The following is a 25,240-nucleotide window of genomic DNA, read 5'->3' as shown; positions in this document are numbered from 1 at the left end:
ACGGCAGCCAACGGCAAACAGAGTCCGGCCGAGAAGCGTCGACGACAGGTCCCAGCTCTCCTCACCTCGTTGCGCCATGGCCCTGACCTCGGCCGATGTCGCCGCCGGCATCGACCTTTGCCTGCACCTGGTGCGACGCGACCTGGGCTCACGGACGGGGAATCAGGTGGCACGCGCCTGGGCTCCGCTCTCCACCGCGACGGCGGGCGGGCGCAGTACATCAAGCGACCGCTCGTCCTCGACCCGCTCCGCACCGACGTGTCACCCGGAGGCGTTTCGCGGCAGGGGTTCTTTCGGGGTGCGCAGCGTGAGGAGGGCGACGTCGTCCAGTCCGGGCGGCTGGACACGGTGCAGGAGTTGGTCGGTGAAGGACGGCAGAGGCCGATGGGCGAGGGCCGCGGCGTGCTGCTGCAGCCGGTTCAGGCCGTCGTCGAGAGTGCGGCCGGGTGCCTCGATGAGGCCGTCGGTGTACAGCAGGAGCGTGCAGCCGGGCGGCAGTCGAACCGTGGCGTCGGGACGGCGTGTGCTGGCTCCGGTGCCGAGCAGGAGACTGTGTCCGTCGGTGAGGTATTCGGTCAAGCCGTCGCGGGTGACGAGCAGGGGCGGGGGGTGTCCCGCGTTGGTCCAGGTCAGTTGCCAGCTCCCGTTGTCCGTCTGAGTGACTCGGCCGCAGACGAGAGTGGCCATCGTGACGTCGGTGATCGGCATGATCGCCTCGTCGAGGCGCTCCACGATGCGGCTGGGGGGTGACTGCTGGGACCATGCGTACGCTCGAAGCATGTTCCGCAGCTGGGCCATACCGGCCGTGGCCTCCAGGTCGTGGCCGACCACGTCTCCGATGGCCAACGCGGTCGCGCCGTCGGCCAGGCTGAAGGCGTCGTACCAGTCCCCGCCGACCTGTGAGGCGTCGGGAGCGGGCAGATAGCGCACGGCCAGCTCCAGCCCGGGCACGCGGGGCATCTGTGGCAGCAGATGACTCTGCATGGTCTCGGCGACCGCGCGCTGGCGCTGGTAGAGGCGTGCGTTGTCCAGCGCCAGGCTGGCGCGGCGGGCGATGTCCTCGATCAGGGGCAGGTCGGCGACGGTGAAGTTTCCCGGCCTCTCCGACCGGCCGAGGGTGAGAGCTCCCAGTACCTCTCGGGTGCCGCGGAGGGGAACGATCGCGGCGGAACGGATGCCGGTGGCGTCGAACAGGCGACGCTGCTCCACGGCGATGCCGGAATCAGGGGTGCGCCTGTAGGTGTCCGGCTCAGCCAGAGCGGAGGCGACCCCGCGCAGGGCCCGGGACAGAGGCATCGGTGATTGCTCGGGCACGGGCGGCATCGGTCCCTGCAGTTCTTCGTGGGGTACGAGGCGGCCTCCTTCCGCGTGGACCACGGCGGTTCGCCACACTTCGTCGTGTTCGGTGATCAGGTCGATGACGGCCCAGTCCGCGAGTCGGGGCAGGACCAGGGTCACCAGTCGGCGCAGTGCCTCGTCGACGTTGAGGGTGGAGGTCAGCCGGGTCGTGGTCTCGGCCAGCAGGGCGAGGCGTTCGAGTTCACTCAGCGGTTCCGCGGGCTGTTCCGGGTGCGGCTCGGTGGAGTGCGACTGCTCGCGCGGGTAGAAGATCACCAGCGTGCCGGTGTCGCGGTCGTCCAGAGCATAGGGCGCGATGAGCCAGGAGATGGGCAGGACGGAGCCGTCCGCGCGGGCGAAGTAGTCTTCCTCACCCTGTGCCGGGTACCCGGCATGGAACGCCTGGCGCATGGCGCACTGGGTGACGTGCAGCGGCTGGCCCTGAGGGCCGCGGTGCAGCAGCTCATGGGCGTCCTCTCCGACCAGGTCTTCGGCCCGGCGGCCGAGCAGCTGCTCGGCGCGGCTGTTGGCGGACACGATGTGGCCCTGCTCGTCGACGAGGTACGCTCCGGCCCCGATGGCTTCCAGGGCTCGGTTGCTCCCCGCTGGTGCCACAGCCCAGGGCCGCCGGCGCCCGGCCACCTCGTCATGCGCCCCTGCCATCGCCCAGCCTCCTCCTAGTCGTGGGCCGCTCGGCCACTGCTGCCCGCAGGTGAATTCCTCTGTGGTGCCTGAGGGTCCTGATCTTCCCTATGCCCATTACGGGCCGGGAACTCTCACGTCGTCCGGACGCTCGGTCACCGGCCGCCGCTATCCGGGTCCAGCCGTCCGCTGACCGATGAGGGTCCGGCCGGTCACCCGGCCTGCGCTGCCTGCCAACGGACCGACGTGCGCCGTCGTCTCCGCAGGCTGACACGGCATGTCCTGCCCGTCGCGGATGCTGACGGCTGCATCAGATCGGCGTACGCGGTGCGTCCGCAGTCTGGCTTCACCCCCGAAAGCCCGTTCGGCTCCCGCGGTTTCCTTCGGAACCGAAGCCGCAGGCGAAGGTGGCCGGCCACGAACGCCCGGGCGTCCATCCCCACGCCCGGGGTACCCGTTGACGACAGAGTGTCATCGAGCTGGGGAACAGCAATGGATGAATCGTCGCTACGGGCGGTGGGCTGGGCACGTTCACTACCCTTGCAGAGCAGTCCGAAGGCAGCGCGCGATTGGGCCCTCGCGCATCTCCGGACACTCGACTGGACCGACAACGCGTCTCAGACAGTGGACGACGTGCTGCTCACGGTCTCGGAGCTGGTCACGAACGCCCACGTTCACGCGCGTACCTCCGCCCAGTTGGTAATGACCTGGGACGGCCACTGCCTGCACGTCGCGGTGCACGACGCCTCCAGTGAACTGCCCGTAAGGCGCCCGCCGAGCGGCCAACGGCTGGGAGGGCGGGGCATGTTCCTCGTGGACGCGTTGACCGACGACTGGGAGGCACGTGCATGCCCGAACGGTAAGACGGTCATTGCCTGCTTCCGTCCTCCCATCGCGAACGGGAGCGCCGGCTGATCCAGGGGCACCGGCCCGTCCGGCCGGTTCAGAGCAACTTCGTAGTCAGGCCGCCGCGCGAGCGGCCGATGGCATGGTCGTCCGGCGCTGCCGCCAAGCCCTCTAGGTCACCCCCTTGTCCTCGACCGCACTTGAGGTCCTACGGTCACCGCATGACCTGCGCGGAGTGCAGGATCCTCGCAGAAGGGCCATGAGAGGGCATGACATGACGACCCAGCAGATGTCCGACGCCGAACTGGCCGGACAGCCCGCCGCGTATTGGACCGGTGTCGCCTACGAGGCGCTCATCGCGTACACCCGGGCCCAGCAGGTCGAGAAGGGTTACACCCAGCCCCAGTTCTGGCTGTTGCGCAACCTGTCGGCGAACGACATCTCGCCCGACGGCCAGGGAATGACCCTGCCTGAACTGCGGGAGGCCATGGCCTCCTACATCCGGCCTGAGGACGATCTCGCCGCGGAGGCCGACGTGCTCCTGGAGCGCGAGTGGCTGACCCGGGACACCGAGAACCGGCTGTGGCTCACCGAGGAGGGGGAACAAGCCCGCGTCGACCTCGCGCGGAACACTCCGGCGATCCGCGCCACCCTCCACGAGGGCATCGACGATGCGGACTACGTCACCACGGTGAAGGTGCTCCAGCGGCTGATCCGCAATGCGGGCGGGACGGGCGCCCAGCGGGCGGGGCTCCCGTCGCACCGTCAGCGCGTATCCCGGAGTTCGTCGGCGGCCTCCGTGAGGTAACCGGTCAGGGTGCTGCGATCGTCGTGACGGATCTCCAGGCTCATCAGCGGTGAACGGGACCCGAGTCTCTTCCCGAACTCCCGGGTGACTCAACAGGTCGTCGGCGCCCAGGACCTGGCGTACGCCGGGCAGCACCTCGCCCTCGGGCGCCGGCGGCCCGGCAGGCCGATCCGATCCCAAGCCTCGATCACATCGTTGCTCATCCGTTCAAGGTACTGGCAGCCGGAGACGCGGAGTCTCGCACGGCAGCTGCACTGCGCCGGCACGTGAACGGCGAAGAGGCCAAGTCCATCACCGGGCCCCTCCTGTGTCCCCGCCCGAGCCCGGGCTGAGGAACCCGCCAAGGTCGGCTCAGCGCGAAAGCCGTCGATCCTGCGTGACCTCATTGCGAAGAGGGCCTAAGGCTGTGAAGCGGTTCGGGCCTGGAGGACGTCGTCCACGGACTGCCGGCGCCAGTGCTTCAGGAGATCGTGGAAGGCCACGGCACCATGAGGGTAGGCGTTCGGAGCGTTCGGCCGGCCGCGTCCCTCACCGTTGTAGTAGCCGGGGGTGCATTCGGCATGGAACCACGCGTGGTCGGGGGCGCCCTCGGTCATGGCCGCGAGCCAGGCGTCCTCCGCCTCGCGAGTCGGTTCGATGACGGCGTTCTTGGCCTCGGCGGCCGCGACGAGCGCTGCGGCGTGCTCGGCGTGCTCGTCGAGCACGTGTGTGTAGTTGACACTGCTGGCGCTCTGCGTGGCTCCCATCTGGATCAGGTTCGGGAAGCCGTTGCTGGTCAAACCGTGCAGAGATCGCGGTCCTCGCTGCCGCAACGCGTCCATCAACCGGACACCGCCCCGGCCGCGGACGGGCAGTTTGCCGGAGTGGACGCCGGAGACCCCGACCGAGAACCCGGTGGCGAAGACCAGACAGTCGAGCTCGTATTCGGTGCCGCCGACCACGACACCGTGTTCCGTCATCCGCTCGATGCCGTGCGTGTCCGCGGTGTCGACCAGGGTGACGTTGTCGCGGTTGAACGCCGGCAAGTACGTGTCGGAGAACGTGGGGCGCTTGCAGGCGTACCGGTACCAGGGCTTGAGCTTCTCCGCCGTGTCCGCGTCGGCGACGATCTGCTCGACGCGAGCGCGGACCTCGTTCATCTTGACGGCGTCCGCGACCTCGTAGGCCGCTTCGAAGGCCTGTCGGTCCGCCGGACGGCGGAAGCTCGGCAGGAGCTTCTCCAAGAGGCCGGCGGACGAGGTCCACCGGTCTGCCACGAGGTCCTCTTCGACGGACTCGCCGGAGACGATGCGCAGGAAGTTGTCGCGACGCTCGCGTGCCCAGCCTTCGCGGTCGGCGCCGACCTCGCCTGCGGTGGTGCGGCGGTTGGCGCGCACGTCCACGGTGGAGGGGGTGCGCTGGAAGACGTAGAGGTGTGCCGCGTCCTCGGCCAGCTTCGGGACGACCTGGACGCCGGTGGCGCCGGTGCCGACGACCCCCACGCGCTTGTCGACGAGGCCGGTGAGACCGCCGTCCGGGGTGCCGCCGGTGTAGGCGTAGTCCCAGCGCGAGGTGTGGAAGGTGTGGCCCTTGAAGTTCTCGATACCGGGGATGCCGGGGAGCTTGAGTTCGGACAGGGTACCGGTCGCCGTGACGACGTACGTGGCCCGGAACTCGTCCCCCCGGTCGGTCGTGACGATCCACGCCTGCGAGGTCTCGTCCCAGGTCAAGGAGGTGACCGAGGTGGAGAACAGGGCGTCCGCGTAGAGGTCGAACTTCTCCGCGATCCGTACCGCGTGCCGGCGGATCTCCTCCCCCGGAGCGTACTTCCACTCCGGCACGTACCCGGTCTCGTCGAGCATCGGCAGGTACACGTGCGACTCGATGTCGCAGTGGATGCCGGGGTACCGGTTCCAGTACCAGGTCCCTCCGAAGTCACCGCCCTTCTCCAGGACGCGGACCCGTCCGATGCCCTGCCGGCGCAATCGCGCGCCTGCCAGGATGCCGCCGAATCCGCCACCGACGACGGCAACGTCCACCCGGTCCCGCAGGGGCTCCCGATCGCCTGTCTCCCGCGCGTACGGATCGTCGGCGTAGTAGCCGAACTCGGCGTCGGCGGCGAGATACTGCCGAGTGCCGTCGGGGCGCACGCGCCGCTCCCGTTCGAGGCGATAGCGCCGCCTCAGCTCGGCCAGTTCCTCGCAGGACAACGTTGCCGGGTTCGTCATGTGGGGGACCTCGATCTCTCCGGTGCACTGCCGGGAAGCCGCGCCGCCTGCCAAGTGGCGGCGCGGTCAACGGACTTGCCTGGGCTTGTACTACCGTAGCAAGTACCGGACAGTGTTGTCCGGTTGAGGCGGAGCACGAGCTTCCGCACACCTCGGACAGGAAGAGTGACCCCCATGCGACGACTCCCGATCCGATCCCTCACCGGGCTCGCCGCGATCGGCCTGCTGGCCCTGACGGGATGCGGTGCGGACCCGGGCGGGGCCGGCGTGGACACCGCGGCCGCCACCGGCGCGGACAGGACCCTCCACGCCCGGAAGGTCATGCGGCTGACGAAGACGCATCCCGAGACCGGCATGACCCTGCTGGAAGGCCCGACCTTCGACGCGGACGGCAAGCTGCTCGTCGTCGACGTGACCGCCCCGGCCGGCCGGCCCAAGGTGCTGCGTGTCGACGTGAAGGAGAAGACGTCGCGCCAGGTGCACACCGACGACCGCGGCACCTACACCTCAGCCCAGTTCAGCCCCTATGACGGGCGCATCTACCTGACCGACTTCTCCCACGGCGAGATCGTCAGCCTGGCCCCCGACGGCGGTGACCCGCGGACCTTCTTCTCCGGCGAGGTCGGCGGAGCGCCGATGAACCCCGACGACCTGGCCTTCGACCAGGACGGCAACCTGTACGTCAGCGACTCGCGAGGCATGTCCGAAGGCGAGGCGAAGGGGCGCGTGGTGCGGATCGACCGCCATGGGAGGAACGCCACCGTTCTGGCGGACGAGTTGGCGGCGCCGAACGGGATCTCGTTCGACGCGGAGTACCGCGGACTGTGGGTCAGCGAGCTCACGCGGAACCGTGTTTCCTACCTGCTTCTCGACGGCAAGGGCGGGGTCGCGTCCCAGCACACCGCCCTCAGGGTGAACGGCGGGGTCGCGCAGACCGACTCGATCGCCGTGGACGCGGACGGCAACCTCTACCAGGGCCTGCACGGCCGCCCCGCGATGGCGGTGTACGACCGGCACGGTGAGCGCCTGGCGACCGTCGAGGTACCCGCCCGCGCCGCCGAGGGCCTCGAATCGGCGACCAACGTGGCGATCGTGCCCGGAGGGACCAGGGCCTACATGACCGTCAGCGGTCCCGCCGGGGGTTACCTGTACTCCTTCGACGCGCTGGCGGAGGGCGTCCGTCAGTCCAATGGCGGCTGACCGGACGCTTCACCCGCCGAAGGGGCGCACCGGTCCCACCTCGACACCGAGCAGTCGCCATGCCGCCCGTGCCCGGTGTTCCCGCTGCTCGCGAGTGGGGCCGGTGACGGCACCCGAGACCATGGCAACAGCGATCATGAGGTCGTCCTTCGCCGCGGCCAGTCGGTGGTCTTCCGGCAGATGCGCCCGCAGGGCACGCTCGACCCGCCGGGAAAGAGTGGAAGCGTACGCGGGAACGCCGGAGCGGCCGGCCGCTCCCTCGGCGTGCAGGATACTGATGAAGGCGGCCGACTCGGTCTGATGCCAGGTCAGTACACCGAGCACGCCGGCGATGTCCGCGCCCTGCGCTGCCGCCGCCCGTTCGATCTGGCTGACGTTCTCGTCCAGAACCGCGGTGGCGACGGCGGCCCGGTCGGGGAAGTGCCGGTACAGAACGCCCTGCCCCACTCCGGCTCGACGCGCTATCGCCGACAGCGGAGCGTCGAGGCCGTACTCCGCGTAGATCTCGCGTGCGGCAGTGACGAGAGCGGCCCGGTTGCGAGCGGCGACCCTGCGTCCGTCATTCGCGGGCCGCGGCGCGTCGGGTACGGGTTGCTGAGTCACCCCGAGAGCCTATCCTCCGCACGATTCAACCACCGTGCGAGACGCTTCCTGTGGCTACCTTCCTGTACCGACTGGGGCCGTACCGCCTTCCGGCGGCGCGGGCTCGTGACCTTGCTGTGGACGGTGGTCACCGGCGGCAGGGGCCCCGGCGCCGCCAAGGCCCCTGCCGCCGGTGACGACGGCACGTCGTTCATGCTGTGCCGGGGCGCCACAGCGCGGCTATACCCGGCACAGGGCGTGGTCGACGAGGGTGGTGATCCTCTGGATCTGGCGCGCGGCCGTGGCCTCGTCGGCGGGGCGGCTGTGGGCTGTGACGGTGATCGTCGTCTTGCCGTCCGCGGTGGTCGCGGGCCATGTCAGTGCTCCGAAGCTGCTGCCGCTGTGTCCCCAGTACCCACCGCCGCAGGACAGCGGTGTCCAGAAGAGCCCCAGCCCGTCACGTGTGCCTGGTACCTCTCCTGGGCTGTCGGGTACTGCGACCGTCCCTCGCATCTCGGCCAGCTGTTCGGGGGGCAGCAGCTGTCCGCGCAGCAGAGCCGACAGGAACGTGTTCGTGTCCGTGGCCGTGCTGATGATCGATCCGTCGGCGTCCCCGTCGAACGGCAGGTAGGCGGGAGTGGTGTCGGTCATCGGACCGGCCGGCTCGAATTGCTGGTAGTTGCGCGCGTGGGGAGATGGAAGGGACGGGTCGTTGCCCGGCGCGAAGGTGTGCCCGAGCCGCAGCGGCCGCAGGATTCTGGCGTGGACTTCCTGGTCCCAGGACCGGCCGGTGACCGCTTTGATCACCATGCCCGCCAGGATGTAGTTGGTGTTGGAGTACTCCCAGTGTGTGCCGGGTTCGAACGATGGCGGATGCGACATGGCGAGGGCGACGCGCTGCCCGGAGGTGTAGGTGGTCCAGCGGTGCTCGCGGTACCCGGCGGCGCTGAGGTCGGGTACGACGTCCTGGATGTAGTCGGGCAGCCCGCTGGTGTGCTGGAGGAGCTGCCGGATGGTGATCCGGCGGCCGTCGTTGCCCGCTCCCCGGACCACTCCCGGGAGCCGGCTCTCCACGGTGTCCTCGAGTGACAGCCTTCCCTCGCCCGCGAGTTGCAACAGCACGGTCGCGACGTAGGTCTTCGTCGTACTGCCGGTCCTTATCCACCCGTCACGGGGCACGGGCTCTCCCGTGTGCAGGTTCCCGACTCCACTGCGGACGGCATGCGCTGCGTGGGGTGTGCTCACCCGCGCCGACACACCGGTCACTCCCGCGTCGCGCAGTGCGTCGGCGTCCCGCTGCAGCGATCGCACGGGAGAGGGGGAGACCTCCGCGGTATCGGCTGCCCCGGCCTGCGCTGGGACGAGTGTGAGGCTGAGCGCGACAGTGGCAAGCGCGACGACTGTGGTCGTCCGGCCGGTTCCGCGAAGGCGGCGGCCGGTACGCGTGTTGCGTGTGATCGGCATGGGGCAACGCTAGAAAGGTGACCGCCCGGCGGCCATCCCGCTGGCCCGAGGGCCGGTCGGGGGTTGTCCCCAGCCCTGACGCTCGTGAGACGGTGATCGGCGCGTTGCGGTGAGGACCCTGCGGGGAGGTCACTCCGCGTTCCTCGTGGGGCTGTGCGGGAAGCCTTCGGGCCGGGCGCGTCGCGTAGTGCGCCCATGCTGGACGGCCGGGCACCGTGCTGCGATCCGGCGACGACGCCTGCCGTGTCAGGTGACCGGACCCGCTGTTCGCGGGTGTCGGATCACGAGCGGCTCCCCGGGCGACGGCCTGGCGGTGGTCGGCGGCGGTCGGCGGCGGTGAACAGGGCCCGGTGGGGTGGTGCAGAGGGCGTCCACGCCGAAGCGGCAGAGGCCGGGAGGCCGCATGCCGGTGATCACGCCTTGGTCGGCCACCTCGCCGACGGCTTCGTGCCGTAGCACAGACGGTACGCACGCCGGTGGTGCCCGCCTCGCGCGGCGGAGTGAGCGGGACGACCGAAGGCAGCAGCTCACCGACAAAGGCCTCACCACCGAGGAGTTGGCAGGGCGGCGCCGTCGCTGAGGCGCCGTCGCGGCGGGTGGCGGGGTGAGGTCCGTGACCGTGTCGTGCACACGGACACGCGTCGGCGCCGGCGACACCACCCGGTCACCGGCGCCGACAGCGATGCGCTTCGGGGACCGGACAGAGGTCACTCACCCGGCCTGAGGCGCCCGCGCCAGGCTCCGGTCTCGCCTCCGCGGCCCTCGATGTACTCCTTGAAACGCTGCATGTCGCCCTTCACCCTCCGGTCGATCACTCCCAGCATGTCTCCGGTCTTCTCGGCGGCGCCGGTGGGCTCGACGTCCATCACGAGCTCGACCCGGGTGTGCGTGTCGTCCAGGCGCTGGAAACGGACCGTGCCCTTCTGCCTGGTGTCCCCCGTGGTGGTGCGCCACGTGATGCGCTCGTCAGGGAGCTGGTCGACGATCTCGGTGTCGAACTCGCGCTTCACCCCGCTGACCTTGGTGGTCCAATGGTTATGGCGCTCGTCGAGCTGCCTGACTTCCTCAACCCCTTCCATGAACTGGGGGAACTCCTCGAACTGGGTCCACTGGTTGTAGGCGGTGTGCACGGGGACCTCGACTTCCACCGCTTCCTTGACCGTGCTCATCTCAGAACCTCCCTCTCCACCGGATTCGTCGCTGCCGGGGCCGGCGGCCGGCCCGCGGTTCTTGGTACGCCGAGGCGAGTACCCGAGGATCACTCGCCTAACGTCCGGTCAGCAACGATCCCGGGTAACGCTGCCCCTCCGGGCGGCCGGGGGCCTGACCACGCGCGATCGTCCACGCCTTGATGGTCGGCGAGGACACCGTGTCGCCGCGGCTCCCGCGCGCCAAGCCCGAGACCGCGGCGATGCACCACGGCGGACCGTGGCCCGCGACCACGTCTCCTCCGCACACGAGCGTCGGCGGCAGAGCCCCGCTGGACGGGCCCCGTACCCGTACCCCGTGCGGGCTCTGCCGACCACGGCACGCGGTGGCTGCGGACGCGATGGTCCGGGACCGTGGAGTGACGCGGGCAAGGCCGCGCGAAGAGCGCGCCGTGGTGCGCCGGTACCTCGGGGACGACTCCCCGCACCACTGCCCGCCGCGGTCTGCGCTCCGGGTGGCGTGGGGAGCTGTGACGCGGCACGCGCATGCGGCGGAAGGCTCATACCCGGCCGGAACTCTGGAAGACGGTCGGCTGCTGCGGACTGGCCGCCGTCACGCCGACCATGCCGTTGCCACCGACCACGCCCGACGGCTGGGCCACCCGGGCAAGCCGTGCATCCGCCACTCGCGGATCGGCCCCGCATGCCGCGGCCTCGCGGCTGGCAGCGCCAGGCGTCCGGGAGCGACCGCCGTTGCTTCCAGCGCATCCCAGTCGGCCGGCCGGGCGCTGGGGACCGCCCACGGGGCGCGGTCGGCCGCCCAGTAGCCCCGCCGTACGCGGATCCCCCCCCGCAGTTTCTCCCGCACCCCGGGGGGTCCGAGATCATCGACGCCGGACCGGGTCTCCCAGCAGGGACACACCGCTTCCGTCGGCCCGCCGCCGCACCGGAAGACCGTGCCGAACAGCCCACAGACCCGGCATACGGTCTCGGTGCCCAGGGAGCCGGACGACGCCCGCTCGGCGATCCGGGCGGCACGATCGACGGGTGGCGGGCTGCGCTGCCGAAGTTCGCCGCGGGCACCAGTGCGCCCGGCATCCGGCCGGGGCGCTTTCCCGGTGCCGCCGTCGTAAGCCGACCGGGCGGTGAGTTCGAGACGGCATGCGTAGCCGGACCGGGAGAACACGATCCCGCGGTAGTCACCGATCCGCGGTCGATCGGGGACAGTTCGACGGTCCGATACCTACCGGGCGCCGACGCGCGGGTGTACGGTCTCGGGCCGACGGGTTTTGGGAGCGCTCCCATCAAGCAATGTCCGCTTCGTACGAGGAGAAACGCATTGAAACGCATTTTCGCCTTAGTGGCGACCAGCGCAATGGCCGTCGGCCTCACGACGCTCGCCGGGCCCCCGGCGCAGGCGGCTACCGGCTGCAAGGTCGACTACACGATCACCAGCCAGTGGGAGGGCGGCTTCCAGGCCGGCGTTGAGATCACGAACCTGGGTGACCCCGTCAGCGGGTGGACGCTCAAGTTCACGATGCCGGACGCCGGACAGAAGGCCGTCCAGGGCTGGAACGCGACCTGGTCGCAGACCGGCTCCACGGTCACCGCCACCGGCGTCGACTGGAACAGCGCGTTATCCACCGGCGCGTCGGCCGACCTGGGCTTCGTCGGGTCCTTCACCGGATCCAACCCGGAACCCACGTCCTTCACCCTCAATGGCGTGACCTGCACGGGCACCGTCACCGATCCGCCGACGGACCCCCCGACCGACCCACCCGCGACCGGCACCCCGGCGGCCGTCAACGGCCAGTTGCACGTCTGCGGCGTGAACCTGTGCAACCAGTACAACCGCCCCATACAGCTGCGCGGCATGAGCACGCATGGCATCCAGTGGTTCAGCAAGTGCTACAACCGCGCGTCCCTGGACGCTCTGGCCACGGACTGGAAGTCGGACCTGTTCCGCGTCGCCATGTACGTGCAGGAGCAGGGCTATGAGACCGACCCGGCAGGCTTCACAAGCCAGGTCAACAGCCTGGTCGACATGGCCGAGGCCCGCGGCATGTACGCGGTCATCGACTTCCACACGCTGACGCCGGGCGACCCGAACTACAACCTCGACCGCGCCAAGACGTTCTTCTCGTCCGTCGCCGCCCGCAACGCGAACAAGAAGAACGTGATCTACGAGATCGCCAACGAGCCCAACGGCGTGAGCTGGACGGCCATCAAGAACTACGCCGAGCAGGTCATCCCGGTGATCCGGGCCGCCGACCCGGACGCCGTCATCATCGTCGGCACCCGCGGCTGGTCCTCGCTGGGCGTCTCGGACGGGTCCAATGAGAGCGAGGTGGTCGACAACCCCGTGAACGCGACCAACATCATGTACGCGTTCCACTTCTACGCCGCGAGCCACAAGGACGACTACCGCGCCACGGTGAGCCGGGCGGCCTCGCAACTGCCGTTGTTCGTCTCCGAGTTCGGCACGGTGAGCGCCACCGGTGGTGGTGCGATGGACCGGACGAGCAGCATCGCGTGGCTGGACCTGCTAGACCAGCGGAAGATCAGCTACGCGAACTGGACGTACTCCGACGCCAATGAGGGCAGCGCGGCGTTCAAGCCGGGCACCTGCAACGGCACCGACTACAGCAGCAGCGGTGTGCTGACCGAGTCCGGGGCACTGATGAAGAGCCGCATCAGCACCGCCGACAACTTCCCGACCAGCTGATCCCCGACGGGGCTCCGGGCCCGCCCGGAGCCCCGTCCCGACCTGGGAGCGCTCCCGACTCCGCCCGAATCCCTCCGGCAACTCCTTGCTCGTCATCGAGGCCGATGCGATGCCGGGGATCCGGCAGCCCGGGAGGGCCGGTGAGTGTCATCACGGCGTCGGGGCCGTCCTGGACAGGCCCGTTCACCGCCGGCCTGAGCCCGCGTCCGTTCGGCAAGCTCATCACCGCGCTGCGGCGGGAGGGCGCGGACCCGGTGCGCAGGGGCCGGCCGTGGAGCTTGCCGATCGAGGACCGGATCCTGTTCCCCACCGACGGCCCCGGCGCCTGGGCGCGGGCCCTGCACCCCGTGGTGCGCCTGTCGTACGTACTGCCGTCCAGTGCTGTGACCGCATAGGCTCGCCGGTTCGGACGCCTTACAGGTTGTTCACATAGAAGCCGGCGAGTCGTTCGACGGCAGCGTCGACGTATTCGGGCTCGTCGTACATCTCGTAGTGGCCGGCGCCGTCGATCACCATGAGGTCGACGGGGTTGGGGGCCGACTTCCACAGCTGCATGCCAGTGTCGTAGGAGCCGGTGTTGCCGATGCGCCCGGCGAGGACGACCTGTAGTGGCTGGGTCATGAGCTGATCGGCCAAGTGGAACGCGTCATAGCCCAGCAGGAGGGAGTCACCGCGCGAGAGGCGACGATTCGTGGAGTGTTCGTTCCCGCCACGCTCGGTGCGGTAGTAGGTGATGGCCTGAGTGGTGTCCATGTCGGTCAGGCCCGCTGCCGTGGCGTCCTCAAGGGTGTCGGGCAGCCAGTTCACACGGGTCGTCTCGCCGGAGCGGGCCTCTTCGGTACGTGCATCCGCGAGGGCGTCGAGTGCGGCGGCCGGGCCGTCTGGCTGGAAGCTGCGGAACGAGGCGCCCATGTTGACGGGGACGACCGTGCCGACCGCCTTGATGCGGTGGTCCGTACGGGCGGTGTGCACGGCGTAGCCCCCACCGGCGCAGATGCCGAGGACCCCGATGCGCTGCGGATCGATGCCGTGGGTCGTCGCGAGCACGTCGATGGCGTAGGAGATGTCCTCGCCCCGGCGGTAAGGGTCTTCGAGATCGCGGGGCGCGCCTCCGCTGCGGCCCTGATGGGCGGGATCGAAGACGAGCGCTGCGATGCCGCGGGCGGCGAGACGGGAGGCGTAGTTGGCGCCGATCTGCTCCTTCACGCTGCTGCCTGGGGTGGAGAGCACCACGGCGCACAGCGGTGCGCTGCCGTCGGCGTCGTCGGGGAGGTGGAGGTCGGCGGCGAGTTCGATGGGACCGCGCGGGATCGTGAGGTGCCGAAGCATGCGTGGCTTCCTTCGTGAGGTTGTTGTTCCATGGGAGTCCAGTACAAACAGCAGCTGGTACAATCTGAAACTAATACGAAACAGTACCACCTGGACGGAGAGTCGCATGCCGGTCGACGGGGCGCAGCTGTGGACGCTGAACCAGCGGCTGCTGAGCGTCGTGATGGATGCCTGCACGCGCGAGCTGGCCGAACTCGAGTTGGAGACGAAGGAGTTCTTCGTCCTGGCCGAGGTGGAGGCATCGCCGTACCCGGCCGAGATCGCGACCGCGCTGCTGCTGCCCAAGGCGAGCGTGACGGTCTACGTCCGCAGCCTCGTCGCCAAGGGCTTCATCCGCCGCGAGATCGACGAGGCGGACTTGCGGCGTCATCGGCTCGTACTGACCGCCGAGGGCACGCAAGCACGCGATCGAGCGCTTGCAGCCCTCGCGGCGGAGTACGACCGCAGGTTGGCGAGGGTCACCCCCCAAGACCGCGTTGAGCTGCGACGCATCCTCACGGCGATGCTCGTCCCGCCCGCGTCAGGCCCGATGCGCGAGTGATTCGTCTGTCCGGTGCTCTACTGCGCGTCCGGGCTGCGACCGCATGGCTTCGTCAGACACCCGGTTCTGCGTCCCGGACCGGCGAGGTGCCTGCGTGGTGGGGCCCCGCGCTGGGGCCGATAGCCAGCCGATAACGCCTGGGGCTAGGTTCCCGGCGACCCTGTCGCGTCCGGTGAAAGGCATCTCGTGAAGAAGCTGGCCTCCGCCCTCCTCGCCGCCGTGCTCTGCGGCGGCATGTTCCTCGCCGCCGCACCCGCCGCTTCGGCGGCACCGGGCTGTGTCACCGAGACCAAGGAGGTCTCCAAGGGCTATGGAACGATCACTGTGTGCGTCAACGAGGACGGTTCCGCCCGTGCCTATGGTGACCTTCACTGCACGGCCTTCGGCGCCGTCCTGGTGATGTGGGACGTCGGGTGGGAGACGACCTCCGGTGTCCGGATCTCGAATGTGGCGACCGCCGGCTGGGGCGGCGACCACATCACGTTTGACGTCGACCCCGCAGCCGGCGCCGACGGGATCAAGGGGATCACCGGGGTGGACGAGATCTATTTGTCCGTGATCTACATGTGACTCACGAGCCCTCGTGCCTTCGGGCCTTCATGCCTTCGAACCTTCGGGCCTTCGAACCTTCGGGCCTTCGGGCACGGCTTGCGGACGGAGCGTCCGGGGTGCGTGGCGGCCGCGTCTGAGCTGCTCCGCGCCCTGTCCGGCCAGCCCGTGCCGGACGCGGTTCCGGTGCGCGGTGCTCGTTCCCCGATGCCGCGACGGACGGCGGCCGAGATCCTCCTCGCCCACGCCCTGCCGAACACGACCTGACCCGGGCAACTCCTCTGCCACAGACAGGAGCTGCCCCCGGCGTCAGGACCGTAGTGCACCGTAGTGCGCGGGGTCGCGGACGACCCTGATGGAACGTGTGATGCGGAGCAGGCATCACTGAGTCGCCCCGCACTCCTCAGCGTGGCGGGCCAGCCCCTCCGCCATGCCCCGCATGAACTTCTGGAGGTAGCGCGGCATGACCCAGCCCAACAGCCGGCTCGTCTCGTACTCGCCGTACCAGTGGATGACCGTGCCGGAGCCCGCTGTCGGAGTCAGCTCGATGCGCGCGTGATAGTCGCGCATCGACGAATTGAACGCGTCTTCGTAGGCCAGGAGTCGCCCCTCCACCTTCTCGGTCAGCCGTTCCCCGGTCACGGTGCGACCGGTCCGGAAGGCCCGGACGGCGCCGACGCCGTCGTCGCCGCCGGGGTCGAGGCCGACCGACCGTGTCGTGTCCAGACTGTCCACCTTGGACCACAGCGGCCAGCTCGCGGCATCGACCAGCAGCTTCCACACGATTTCCGGCGAGGCGCCGGTAGTCACTGTGACGTCGTATCTGTGCACGGTGAGAGGCTCCTGTGAGTCGATGCGGGCGGCGCTTCCGGTCAGGACGGCGTGCGTGGGCGACGCGGCGGTGGCCGGCCGGGCAAGTGTCCCGCACGGTCTTGGTGGCGCGGTCATCCGTCGAGGAAACGCAGTAGTTCAGCGGTGACGAACCGGGGGTTCTCCTCGACGAGCCAGTGTCCGGCGTTCGGCACGTCCACCGCTCGCACGATGTTGGTGACCCGCGGGGCCAGTGTGCGCCGGATCGCGTCGAGTTGGCCTTGGGCGGTCATGAGCAGGGCCGGGACACGCATCGGTGCTGTCGCGACGGTGTCGCGGACGTCTTCGTCGAGGGCGCGGTAGAGCTCGAAGCCGCCCGACAGGACTTCGGGCCGGCTGTAGGTGCGCGCGTACTCGTCGACCTCGGCGCCGGAGAACGGGGACCGGACCGAGGTGCCGCCGAAAGCGGTGCCGCCGAAAGCGACTTGGGGATAGAACAGTGCCAGGTAGTCGCGGACATCGTCGCCCACGACCGTCTCGGGGACCCGTCGCTGGGAGTGAAAGGCGATGTGCCAGCTCAGTGAGCGGTAGGTGGCCGCATCGATCGCGGGCCCAGGCAGCGGCAGGTCGAGATAGCCGAGGCGTGCGGTGTCGTCGGGGAACTGGCCGGCGTACTGGAATGCCACCGCGGCGCCGAAATCGTGACCGACGACGCGGGCGTCAGCCACCCCGAGCCGATCGGCGATCAGGGTGTGCACGTACCGCGCCAGCGTGGCTTTGTCGTAGCCGGCCGGTGCGCCGGTGCTGTCCCCCAGCCCGGGAAGGTCAACGGCGTAGACGGTGTGGTGCCGGGCGAGTTCCGGCATGATCGGCCACCAGCCGTACCAGGTCTGCGGCCAACCGTGTATCAGCACGACGGGCGTGCCACTCCCACCGGTCACGTAGTGCATACGGACGCCGTCGACGTCGGCGAACTCATGCCGGAAGGTGTTCTGGAACCGTGGATCGTCCCGGGTGGCGGCGGCGTAGGCGGGAACCTCGTCGCCTGCCGTCGGCGCGGAGCAGGCCGCGGTGGCGATCGTGAGCAGGAGGGTGAGCATGACGGTTGCCACCGTGTGCGCGGGTCGGAGGAGGCGGTGTGGCAACGGCCGTGGTGCTGCGGTCATGTGTTCCTGTCTGGAGAAGGTGGATCAGCGGCCGGTCGTGGCGTCGCTGAGTTCACGGAGGGGGTCCAGGTGGTGCTGCCGTATGGCACTCAGTCTTGCCGGGCACTTCACGACCTGGCACGGCTTCTTGCGGTATCGGCAAGAAGACCGACGGATCGCGGCACGGACGACGACGTACTTGACGCGGTGGGTTCTCGCGCCTTCGGGCCCCGGGATGGCGTTCGTGCCCCTGTTCCGGCTACCGGGCGGTGCGTGCGTTCAAGCTCGCAAGGCTCCACTTACGCAGCGGACGCCTGGGCGGAGTCCCGGCCTTGGCTTAGTCGTGTCACGGTCGTGTGACCACGCTGGCCCGCGCCGTCTCACCGGCACATGCTGTCCCGGGACGTCCCATATCCAGAGGAGAATCATGCGTATCCGTATCACCACCGCAGCCGTCACCGCCGTACTCGCTGTCAGCCTTGCCGGCTGCAGCAGCGACGACGGCACCGACAGCAAGGCCGACACCGCCCCGAGCAGCACACCTGCGGCTGCGAGCACCGAGGGAACCGCGGACACCAAGGACACCAAGGACACCGCGGACACCGGGGACAGTGGTGGCACTTCCGAGGCCGACGCGGTCGTCCTGCCCGAGCCCACCGGCGACAAGAGAACCGCCGTCCTCGCGGCCATAAAGGACGTCAACCCCAAGCTCATCCAAGACGAGGCCAAGGCCATCGAAAAGGCGCGCTACCAGTGTGTGAACCTCGACGGCGGCGTCTCGGACACGAACGACAGCGCCATGGAACTGTTCTCCTACGACGGCGTCATGCTCACCGAGGACGACGCGCGTCACCTCAACATCGGGCTGCGCAACACGCTTTGTCCCGAGGCCTGATCAGCCACCGCCCACGGCCCGGCCTCGCCCCTGTGCGGCCGGGCCGCGCCGTGTCCGACGTGGGACACCGGCTGCGGCCCCGGCCCCGGCACCGCGCCGGGGTGGCCGCGTATGAAGTCGTCGCGATTGACGCGGCGACGAACTTCCGTGGCACCCCGCCCGAACGGGACGCCGGGCCCGCCCCGTCGCAGCCGGCCCGTCGCAGCCGGCCCGGCCAGCCGTGCCCTGCGGACCCTGGCCACCGGTACGCCCGCCCTGTCTGCCGTCCGGCCGCTTCCGTCAACGCCCGGCACGCCCGACGAAGAGCCCCCTCAGCGCACGCGGTCACGCCCTCGCGCGTCGTCTACGACAGACCCACTCGCCCTCAAAGCCCAGCGCGTCGTGGGAGCAGCGTCAGCTGGGGTTCGCCGTGCGGGTCCGGGCCCCCGAGCACCGCGGTGAAGGACTCCGTGCTCAGCACCAGCCCCTCCTCCGCCCGCTCGCAGACCACGGTCAGTCGCTCGGTGGCCGCCGCCCCGTAGCGCACCGCGAAAACGTCGAGCCCCTCCGGCATGCCCGGCGCGGGTCCGGCTTCCAGGGCGGTCGTGGTCCGTATGTGCCGCCAGCCCGCGTCGGGGTCGCCGTACCCGCGAGGATCGGCGGCCAGGTCGAAAGCGGCCTGCTGCTGGGTGTGTTGGGTGCGGGCGTCGAAGGAGTCCGGGCTGCCTTCCCGGGGGTGCGTCAGACGCAGGTCACCGGCCGACGCCACGAGCGGGAAGTCGCCCACGCGGCGGAACCGGCCGCCGTCGCCGTCCGCGGTCACGTACGGCATTCCCGCGAGCAGGTAGCCGGCCCCGCCGATCAGTTCGACGACCACGGTCGTCCACAGCCGCGTGCCGTCCGTGACGTAGAGCGACCGTACCTGGCGCAGTATCCGGTCCCGGCCGACGACCGGCTTGCTCACCAGTTTGGCCGCGAGCGCGCCGGCCCGCCGGTCCGCCACCCGCACCGTGCCCATCGGACGGCACAGCAGGGTTCCGTCCGTCACGGGCCCGAATCCGTGCTGGCGGTTGACGGCGGCCGCGATGAGCACCGTGCCGCCGGCCTCCAGCACGGACGGTGTCATCCGGTCGTCGAAGGACACCGTGACCGAGCCGGAGCGCAGTTGGTGGCGGGCCGGCGCCGTGCTCGGGGTGCGGTGCCAGCTCGTGGTGTCCTGGATCTGCCACACGAGCATGAAGGCGAAGTGCCCGTCCACGCCTCCGTCGGCCCCGACCGCGTGCCTGGCCCAGCGCGAGTCCCCGGCGTAGCGGCCGATGTCGGCGCCGATGCGGTGGCCGAAGTACCGCAGGCCCAGGACGGACTCGAAGGCGGAGTGCTGTTCGCTGTAGCGCGGTCCGCCGATGTCGAAGCCGCTGCCGCAGAGCCGCGCGTCGATGTAGCGGGCGAGTGTGTCGCCGTCCTCCGCGAAGACCTCCTCGCCGGTGACCCGGTGGGCCTGGGCGAGGAACGACAGGGAGATCGGCCCGTAGTTGTTGTCGTACGCGCCGCCGTGCTCCGGGGGCAGGAGCGCGCCGCGGTCCTGTACACGGCGGGCCCGGACCTCGTCGGCGTACAGCCGCAGGGATCGCTCGCGGACCGGATCGCCTTCCCCGGGCGGGAGATGACGGGCGAGCATCAGTCCGCCGACCACGCATCCGATGGCCTGGTTCGCCGCGTCCTGCGGGTTGAAGACCGTGGCCCGGGTGAGCCAGTGCCAGTAGCCGTGGGCCAGGCCGAGGAGGTCTCGGTACTGCTCCTCGTCGACGAGTCCTTCGGCCGCGTCCAGCACGTTCACCGCCTGGAGCAGCGCCCACACCGTACTGGGCCAGTCGCCCACGGGGTGCGCGCCGGCCTTCGGCACGTAACGCGCGTACGGCAGACCGGAGTCGCGGACCGTCAGGTTCGGGTAGCCGGGGTTGTCCTCGGTGAAGACGCGCGAGCGCAGGTGGAAGGCGAGGCTGCGGCGCACGGCTTCCGGCAGGCGCGGGTCCTTGGTGCGGTGCCAGGACAGGGCGAGCAGTGACGTGATGCCGAGTGAGGTGTCACCGATGTCCTCTCTCGCGGCCGGATTCTCGAGGCTGCCCTCGGGGGTGATCCGGGACAGTGCCGTCTCGGTGACGTCGGCCAGCACGGCGTCGTACGCGGCCGGGTCGTCCGGGAGGTGGTGCAACTGGCCGCGCTGGTGGGGAAGGTACACGTGCTCAGCCCTTCATGCCCGAGGTCGACAGGCCTTCCACCAGTCTCTTCTGGAAGATGAGGAAGCAGATGAGTGTGGGCAGGAGGGCGAGCGTCGACATGGCGAACATCGCGCCGTAGGAGGAGCCGCTCGTCTGGTCCAGGAACAGGGTCAGGCCGAGGGGGACGGTGAACTTGTCGTTCTGCTGCAGGTAGACGAGCTGGTGGAGGAAGTCGTCGTACGTCCAGATGAAAGTGAAGATCGTGGTGGTGATCAGGGCCGGCTTCATCAGCGGCAGGATGATCTTCCAGTAGATCTGGAAGGGGTTGGCGCCGTCCATCATGGCGGCCTGGTCCAGCTCGCGTGGGATGGAGCGGATGAACTGGACCATCAGGAAGATGAAGAAGGCGTCCACCGCGAGGAACTTCGGCACGATCAGCGGCAGGAACGTGTTGATCCAGGTCAGGTTGTAGAAGATCGTGTACTGCGGGATCAGGACGGCCTGCGTGGGCAGCATCAGCGTGCCGAGCATCAGACCGAACCAGATCTTCTTGCCGCGGAACTCGAAGCGGGCGAAGGCGTAGGCCGCGAGCGAGCAGGAGATCACGTTCCCGATCACCGCGCCGATCGTGACGATCAGCGAGTTGGTGATGTAGAGCGAGAAGGAGTTGCCGGAGCCGGTCCAGCCCTCGGAGTAGTTCTCCGGGTGCAGCGAGCTCGGAAGGAGCCCTGGCTGGGTGAAGATGTCGGTGTCGGGCTTGAGGGAGCTGCTGAGCATCCACAGCAGCGGATAGAGCATGACGACCGCCACGCCGACGAGCACGGTGTGGATGAAGATGCGGCGTGCGCCGGTGGCGGAGCGCAGCTTGTGCAGCGGCGACTTCGGGGCCGTGGTGATGGCGGACATGGTGGGAGGGGCTCCTCGCTCAGTCGTCGTAATGGACCCAGTAGCGGCCGGCGATGAAGTTGACCGCCGTAAAGCCGGCGATGACCAGGAACAGCACCCAGGCGAGCGCCGAGGCGTATCCCATCTCGAGGTCGGTGAAGCCCTTCTTGTACAGGTAGAGGGAGTACAGCATGGTCGAGTTGAGCGGTCCGCCGGAGCCGTTGCTGATGACGAAGGCAGGGGTGAACGTCTTGAAGGCGTCGATGATCTGCAGGACCACGTTGAAGAACACGATGGGTGTGAGCAGTGGCAGGGTGATTCTGAAGAACCGGGTGACGGGGCCGGCACCGTCGATCGCCGCCGCCTCGTACACGTCCTTCGGCAGTTGCTTCAGGCCGGCGAGGAAGATGACCATCGGAGTGCCGAACTGCCAGACGGCCAGGAGGATCAGCGTGTAGAGGGCGGTGTCCGGGCTGGAGATCCAGTCCTGGCCCTCGATGCCGAACCAGGCGAGGAAGTCGTTGAACAGGCCGTCACCGCCGAAGACCTGCCGCCACACGATGGCGATGGCCACCGCGCCGCCGAGCAGGGACGGCAGGTAGAAGGCCGCCCGGTACAGCCCGATGCCCCGCAGATCGCGGTTGAGCAGCATCGCCACGCCGAGGGCGAGCGCCAGTTTCAGCGGCACCGAGACGACGACGTACAGCAGGGTGGCGTGCGCCGAGTCCCAGAAGACCGGGTCGTCGGTGAACATCTTGTCGTAGTTGTCCATGCCGACCCACTGCGCCGGTGTCAGCAGGTCGAAGTCGGTGAAGGACAGATACAGCGAGTCGAGCATCGGGTAGATCGTCAGGCCGAACAGTCCGATGAACCAGGGGGCCAGGAACAGGTACGGCCACCAGCCCCCACCCCGCCTCCGGGCGAGGCGGCGGCGCATACGGTCGCGCTCCCCCTGGTCGGACGGGGTCACTGAAGCGGACTGCTCCGTCACGACCTCGTCTGTCTTCGCGGTGGTCATACTCATCTCTCCCTGGCCCTCTCCCGGTCTTGCGGCACGGCGGCCGAGCGCGGCGTTCAGCCGCCCAGAATCCCGGCCGCCTGGTCGAAGAACTCGCCGAGCTGCGCCTTGATCGACTTCTTGCCGAAGGCGACGGCGAGGTTCGACTGGAAGAGCAGGTCCCAGATCCGGTCGGCACCCTGCGGCGGGGGCACGGGGGCGGGCAGGGCGCCGGTGGCCTTCGAGACGCGCTGGGAGATGTAGTCCGCGCACTCCATGTTCAGCTTGTCCGTCTCGGTCAGGCTCGGAGCGATCAGGTCGCGGGCCTTCTCCGTCGGCGGGATGCCGCGCAGCAGCTGCATGTCCTTGATCGCCGTGTCGTCCTGCGCGAAGAACGACATGATCCTCACCGATTCGGCGACTCTCTTGCTGGCCTTCGTGGCGCTCAGCAGCACCCCGCCGTTGACGAAGTTGCCCTCCCGGGCACCGGACCAGTCGCCCTGCGGGGTGGGCAGGAAGTCCAGCTGCGCCTCGGTGATGGAGCCGCCCGCGCCGTACACACCGATGTCGAAGGTGAGCAGGGCCTTGCCGATGACGACCGCGTTCTTGGTGAGGTCGTTGTGCGCGGCGGAAGTGACCGCCGGCGGCGGGCAGGCCTCCAGCCTGCGCATCTCGGCCCAGTACTGCCACCACTCCTGAAGGGTGTCGGAGGTGAATCCGAGCTTCTTGCCGTCGTTGGAGAAGAAGGACTGGCCGTGCTCGCGGGCGAAGACCTCGAAGGCCTGGAGAGCGCCGCCACCCACGTCGTCGACGCCGTAGGTCCGGCCGCCGCTCTTCTTGTGGATGTCCTGGGAGATCTTCCTCATCTCGGCCCAGGTCCACTCCCGGTCCGGCAGTTTCAGACCGAGCTCTTCCAAGCCGGTCCGGTTGACGGTGAGCTGATTGACGCCGATGCCGGACGGGACGCCGTACAGCTTGCCGTCGACGGTGCCGGCCGCGAGCAGGGTCTCGGAGAAGCCCGTGAGATCCAGGGCCTTGCCGACGTACTCGTCGATCGGGGCCAGTACGCCCTTGCGCGCGTACTGGGCGACCAGGGCGGTGTCCATCTGCAGCAGGTCGGGTGCGCTGCCACCGGCGATGTTGGTGTTGAACTTGTCGAAGTACCCCTCGTATCCGGAGTAGGTCTCCCGGATACTGATCTTCGGGTTCTCCTTCTGGAAGGAGGCGAGGGCCTTCTTGTAGGCGTTGTGCCGGTCGTCGCTGCCCCACCAGGTCATGGTCAGGTCGCTGCTGGTGCTGCCGGCGCCGGTGCCACCGCTGCAGGCGCCGAGCGCGCTGCCGAGCGTACCGGCGACGGCCAGTCCGCTCGCGGTGCGGAAAACGGTTCTGCGCGAGATCTGGTGACCCACCGGGTCCTCCTGGAGTGCGTGACGGTTCCCCAGGCCGGTCGAGCGGCTCGGGTCTTGTCCAAGGGGGTAGGCGTCCCTGCGCACGGCCTCGCCCGGCCGCGGCGCACTGACGGGTGGGAATCCCCGGCCGCTCGGGCCCGCAGCCGTGCGAGCGCGCCCTCGCACGGCTGCCGTACTTCGCGTACGGCGGGACGCCTCACCCTGAGCCGGGTCCCACCGGCTGTGGAAAGCGCTTGTCCGGACATTGGCAGACCCACGCGCAAGCCGTCAATGCTTCATCCGCACACACCGGTCACGGTTTGACGTCCGTGGGCCACGGCGAGCCGGCTCGCGCCCGCCACGGTGCCGCTGTCGCCGACCATGCTGCTGACCACCTCGGTGGGCCAGCTCAGCCGCGCCAGCTCGGCCCGCACACCGGGCAGGAGCTGCGGGTACGCGCCCGTGCCGCCACCCAGCACGATCAGTCCCGGGTCCAGCACGGCGGCCACCGCGGCGGCCAGCCGGCCCACGTCGGCCGCATGGCGGTCCACCACGGCACGGGCTGTGGGGTGACCCTCGTCGGCGAGGACGAAGAGCCGTCTCACGGTGCGGGGGCACGGGCCGTCGGCGCCCTGCCAGGCCGCCGCGGTTCTGCGCAGGAGGGAGCGGGAACCCATGTACTCTTCCAGGGCCTCGCGGCGTGGTTCACTGCCGTCGCCCCACGGGTACGGCAGTCGGGCCACCTCTCCGGCCGCGCCGTTCGCCCCGCTGAGCACGTGGCCTGCGACGACGATCCCGAGACCGACCCCCACGCCGATGCGCAGGTAACCGAAGGTGTGTCTGCCGCGCGCGGCGCCCTCGTGCAGTTCGGCGAGCGCGGCACAGTTGACGTTGTTCTCGAGGTGGATGGGAACACCCGGCGGCAGCGCGACGGCCATGGCGTCGTAGGCGGGGCCGGCCTTGGCGGTCGCGGGACGCGCCCCGGCGCCTTCCCTGTCCCGGGTGACGACATCCCCCACTGCCACGACGACTGCGCGCAGCGGGGCGCCGACCGGCAGCGCGTCCAGGGCTCCCCGCACGGTGTCGGCGGACTCCTCCCGGGAGCCGGTGCCCTGGGCGAGCGGCGTGCCGTCCAGGGCGCAGCCCCGCACCCTGGTGTGACTGGGGCCGAGGTCGACGGCCAGTACGACGCCGGCGGCGGGACCGAGCCCGTACACGGCCGCGGAACGGCCGGTGCCACCGGAGACGGTGCCGGAATGGGTGGCGAGGTCGGCGCTCTCCAGCTCGGCGACGGCCGAGGAAACGGTCGGCTTGGAAAGCCCCGCACCGGCCGCCAGCTGGGGCCGGGTGGCGGTGCCCGCCTCCGCCAGGACGGCGAACACCGCGCGGGCACTCTCACTCAGTTTCATGGGCTCTCCCAGGTCGTGCCGCGGTGGCCGCCGCAAGGCCGGCCGAGCAGCGGTCCGGTCGGAAATGGTGGTAAGGCACCGGCGTTCCGCACCTCTTGACGCACCCTACTTCGTTAGTTAGTTTCTTAACGAAC

Annotated in this window: 21 protein-coding genes and 2 pseudogenes; 10 read left to right on the top strand and 13 right to left on the bottom strand. The window is 69.6% G+C overall.

What is annotated here, in order from left to right:
• Positions 1-82: 82 nt before the first annotated feature.
• Positions 83-234: pseudogene (locus ACZ4V1_RS30305) on the top strand (AraC family transcriptional regulator); the annotation flags it as partial.
• A gap of 27 nt (positions 235-261) precedes the next feature.
• On the opposite strand, the gene ACZ4V1_RS30300 reads toward ACZ4V1_RS30305, so the two are convergent.
• Complete coding sequence (locus ACZ4V1_RS30300) at positions 262-2,001, bottom strand: SpoIIE family protein phosphatase (protein WP_468342372.1); 1,740 nt, start codon at positions 1,999-2,001, stop codon at positions 262-264.
• Positions 2,002-2,472: 471 nt separating this feature from the next.
• Between ACZ4V1_RS30300 and ACZ4V1_RS30295 the strand changes: the two genes are divergently transcribed.
• Both ACZ4V1_RS30295 and ACZ4V1_RS30290 read left to right on the top strand, forming a co-directional pair.
• Positions 2,473-2,895, top strand: a complete 423-nt coding sequence (locus tag ACZ4V1_RS30295; protein ID WP_468342369.1) for an ATP-binding protein — start codon at positions 2,473-2,475, stop codon at positions 2,893-2,895.
• Between the two features lie 205 nt (positions 2,896-3,100).
• Positions 3,101-3,634, top strand: a complete 534-nt coding sequence (locus tag ACZ4V1_RS30290) for a MarR family transcriptional regulator (protein WP_468342366.1) — start codon at positions 3,101-3,103, stop codon at positions 3,632-3,634.
• A 398-nt stretch (positions 3,635-4,032) separates the two neighbouring features.
• On the opposite strand, the gene ACZ4V1_RS30285 is transcribed toward ACZ4V1_RS30290, so the two are convergent.
• Positions 4,033-5,841 carry a flavin-containing monooxygenase gene (locus ACZ4V1_RS30285; protein WP_468342363.1) on the bottom strand — a complete coding sequence of 603 codons (1,809 nt, stop codon included), beginning with the start codon at positions 5,839-5,841 and terminating at the stop codon, positions 4,033-4,035.
• Positions 5,842-6,015: 174 nt separating this feature from the next.
• Between ACZ4V1_RS30285 and ACZ4V1_RS30280 the strand changes: the two genes are divergently transcribed.
• Positions 6,016-7,041: an SMP-30/gluconolactonase/LRE family protein gene (locus tag ACZ4V1_RS30280; protein ID WP_468342360.1), complete on the top strand. Its 1,026-nt coding sequence runs from the start codon at positions 6,016-6,018 to the stop codon at positions 7,039-7,041.
• 9 nt (positions 7,042-7,050) lie between these two features.
• On the opposite strand, the gene ACZ4V1_RS30275 is transcribed toward ACZ4V1_RS30280, so the two are convergent.
• The 3 genes from ACZ4V1_RS30275 to ACZ4V1_RS30265 all read right to left on the bottom strand — a co-directional run bounded on the left by ACZ4V1_RS30275 (position 7,051) and on the right by ACZ4V1_RS30265 (position 10,256).
• Complete coding sequence (locus ACZ4V1_RS30275; RefSeq protein ID WP_468342357.1) at positions 7,051-7,644, bottom strand: TetR/AcrR family transcriptional regulator; 594 nt, start codon at positions 7,642-7,644, stop codon at positions 7,051-7,053.
• 219 nt (positions 7,645-7,863) lie between these two features.
• Positions 7,864-9,087, bottom strand: coding sequence for a serine hydrolase domain-containing protein (locus ACZ4V1_RS30270; protein WP_468342354.1), 1,224 nt, complete (start codon positions 9,085-9,087; stop codon positions 7,864-7,866).
• A 707-nt stretch (positions 9,088-9,794) separates the two neighbouring features.
• Positions 9,795-10,256 carry an SRPBCC family protein gene (locus ACZ4V1_RS30265; protein WP_468342351.1) on the bottom strand — a complete coding sequence of 154 codons (462 nt, stop codon included), beginning with the start codon at positions 10,254-10,256 and terminating at the stop codon, positions 9,795-9,797.
• 1,318 nt (positions 10,257-11,574) lie between these two features.
• Here ACZ4V1_RS30265 and ACZ4V1_RS30260 point away from each other — a divergent pair.
• Positions 11,575-12,960 carry a cellulase family glycosylhydrolase gene (locus tag ACZ4V1_RS30260; RefSeq protein ID WP_468342349.1) on the top strand — a complete coding sequence of 462 codons (1,386 nt, stop codon included), beginning with the start codon at positions 11,575-11,577 and terminating at the stop codon, positions 12,958-12,960.
• Between the two features lie 104 nt (positions 12,961-13,064).
• Positions 13,065-13,262 (top strand): annotated as a pseudogene (locus ACZ4V1_RS30255) (hypothetical protein); the annotation flags it as partial.
• 112 nt (positions 13,263-13,374) lie between these two features.
• Here ACZ4V1_RS30255 and ACZ4V1_RS30250 read toward each other — a convergent pair.
• Positions 13,375-14,289 carry an alpha/beta hydrolase gene (locus ACZ4V1_RS30250; RefSeq protein WP_468342346.1) on the bottom strand — a complete coding sequence of 305 codons (915 nt, stop codon included), beginning with the start codon at positions 14,287-14,289 and terminating at the stop codon, positions 13,375-13,377.
• A gap of 106 nt (positions 14,290-14,395) precedes the next feature.
• Here ACZ4V1_RS30250 and ACZ4V1_RS30245 point away from each other — a divergent pair, with 106 nt between their 5' ends.
• The 3 genes from ACZ4V1_RS30245 (at position 14,396) to ACZ4V1_RS30235 (ending at position 15,646) form a co-directional block, all read left to right on the top strand.
• Positions 14,396-14,830: a MarR family winged helix-turn-helix transcriptional regulator gene (locus ACZ4V1_RS30245; protein ID WP_468342343.1), complete on the top strand. Its 435-nt coding sequence runs from the start codon at positions 14,396-14,398 to the stop codon at positions 14,828-14,830.
• Between the two features lie 186 nt (positions 14,831-15,016).
• Entirely contained in the window at positions 15,017-15,400 is a 384-nt protein-coding gene (locus ACZ4V1_RS30240) for a hypothetical protein (RefSeq protein ID WP_468342340.1), read from the top strand.
• Positions 15,401-15,502: 102 nt separating this feature from the next.
• Positions 15,503-15,646, top strand: a complete 144-nt coding sequence (locus ACZ4V1_RS30235) for a hypothetical protein (protein ID WP_468342337.1) — start codon at positions 15,503-15,505, stop codon at positions 15,644-15,646.
• Between the two features lie 114 nt (positions 15,647-15,760).
• On the opposite strand, the gene ACZ4V1_RS30230 is transcribed toward ACZ4V1_RS30235, so the two are convergent.
• Both ACZ4V1_RS30230 and ACZ4V1_RS30225 read right to left on the bottom strand, forming a co-directional pair.
• On the bottom strand, positions 15,761-16,210 hold the full coding sequence (locus ACZ4V1_RS30230; RefSeq protein WP_468342334.1) for an SRPBCC family protein: 450 nt from the start codon (positions 16,208-16,210) through the stop codon (positions 15,761-15,763).
• 113 nt (positions 16,211-16,323) lie between these two features.
• Positions 16,324-17,289, bottom strand: a complete 966-nt coding sequence (locus ACZ4V1_RS30225) for an alpha/beta fold hydrolase (protein WP_468342331.1) — start codon at positions 17,287-17,289, stop codon at positions 16,324-16,326.
• Between the two features lie 472 nt (positions 17,290-17,761).
• On the opposite strand from ACZ4V1_RS30225, the gene ACZ4V1_RS30220 reads away from it, so the two are divergent.
• The gene (locus ACZ4V1_RS30220; protein ID WP_468342328.1) at positions 17,762-18,229 is read left to right on the top strand and encodes a hypothetical protein; all 468 of its coding nucleotides are present in this window, start codon (positions 17,762-17,764) and stop codon (positions 18,227-18,229) included.
• A 364-nt stretch (positions 18,230-18,593) separates the two neighbouring features.
• Here the strand turns inward: ACZ4V1_RS30220 and ACZ4V1_RS30215 are convergent, their stop codons facing one another.
• From ACZ4V1_RS30215 to ACZ4V1_RS30195, 5 genes are all read right to left on the bottom strand, one after another.
• Entirely contained in the window at positions 18,594-20,447 is a 1,854-nt protein-coding gene (locus ACZ4V1_RS30215; protein WP_468342325.1) for a hypothetical protein, read from the bottom strand.
• 4 nt (positions 20,448-20,451) lie between these two features.
• Positions 20,452-21,333, bottom strand: a complete 882-nt coding sequence (locus ACZ4V1_RS30210; RefSeq protein WP_468342322.1) for a carbohydrate ABC transporter permease — start codon at positions 21,331-21,333, stop codon at positions 20,452-20,454.
• Between the two features lie 19 nt (positions 21,334-21,352).
• Positions 21,353-22,330, bottom strand: coding sequence for a carbohydrate ABC transporter permease (locus ACZ4V1_RS30205; RefSeq protein WP_468342319.1), 978 nt, complete (start codon positions 22,328-22,330; stop codon positions 21,353-21,355).
• Between the two features lie 56 nt (positions 22,331-22,386).
• Entirely contained in the window at positions 22,387-23,718 is a 1,332-nt protein-coding gene (locus ACZ4V1_RS30200; protein ID WP_468342316.1) for an ABC transporter substrate-binding protein, read from the bottom strand.
• Positions 23,719-23,993: 275 nt separating this feature from the next.
• Entirely contained in the window at positions 23,994-25,106 is a 1,113-nt protein-coding gene (locus ACZ4V1_RS30195) for an ROK family transcriptional regulator (RefSeq protein ID WP_468342312.1), read from the bottom strand.
• Positions 25,107-25,240 lie beyond the last annotated feature (134 nt).

This window comes from Streptomyces sp. NPDC028991 (assembly GCF_055564775.1).
This window is presented reverse-complemented; position numbering and strand designations above follow the sequence as displayed.

Coding starts and splice junctions, on each gene's coding strand:
- ACZ4V1_RS30300 (WP_468342372.1), bottom strand. CDS start 2,001: ATGGCAGGGGCGCATGACGAGGTGGCCGGGCGCCGGCGGCCCTGGGCT.
- ACZ4V1_RS30295 (WP_468342369.1), top strand. CDS start 2,473: ATGGATGAATCGTCGCTACGGGCGGTGGGCTGGGCACGTTCACTACCC.
- ACZ4V1_RS30290 (WP_468342366.1), top strand. CDS start 3,101: ATGACGACCCAGCAGATGTCCGACGCCGAACTGGCCGGACAGCCCGCC.
- ACZ4V1_RS30285 (WP_468342363.1), bottom strand. CDS start 5,841: ATGACGAACCCGGCAACGTTGTCCTGCGAGGAACTGGCCGAGCTGAGG.
- ACZ4V1_RS30280 (WP_468342360.1), top strand. CDS start 6,016: ATGCGACGACTCCCGATCCGATCCCTCACCGGGCTCGCCGCGATCGGC.
- ACZ4V1_RS30270 (WP_468342354.1), bottom strand. CDS start 9,087: ATGCCGATCACACGCAACACGCGTACCGGCCGCCGCCTTCGCGGAACC.
- ACZ4V1_RS30265 (WP_468342351.1), bottom strand. CDS start 10,256: ATGAGCACGGTCAAGGAAGCGGTGGAAGTCGAGGTCCCCGTGCACACC.
- ACZ4V1_RS30250 (WP_468342346.1), bottom strand. CDS start 14,289: ATGCTTCGGCACCTCACGATCCCGCGCGGTCCCATCGAACTCGCCGCC.
- ACZ4V1_RS30245 (WP_468342343.1), top strand. CDS start 14,396: ATGCCGGTCGACGGGGCGCAGCTGTGGACGCTGAACCAGCGGCTGCTG.
- ACZ4V1_RS30225 (WP_468342331.1), bottom strand. CDS start 17,289: ATGCTCACCCTCCTGCTCACGATCGCCACCGCGGCCTGCTCCGCGCCG.
- ACZ4V1_RS30220 (WP_468342328.1), top strand. CDS start 17,762: ATGCGTATCCGTATCACCACCGCAGCCGTCACCGCCGTACTCGCTGTC.
- ACZ4V1_RS30210 (WP_468342322.1), bottom strand. CDS start 21,333: ATGTCCGCCATCACCACGGCCCCGAAGTCGCCGCTGCACAAGCTGCGC.
- ACZ4V1_RS30205 (WP_468342319.1), bottom strand. CDS start 22,330: ATGACCACCGCGAAGACAGACGAGGTCGTGACGGAGCAGTCCGCTTCA.
- ACZ4V1_RS30195 (WP_468342312.1), bottom strand. CDS start 25,106: ATGAAACTGAGTGAGAGTGCCCGCGCGGTGTTCGCCGTCCTGGCGGAG.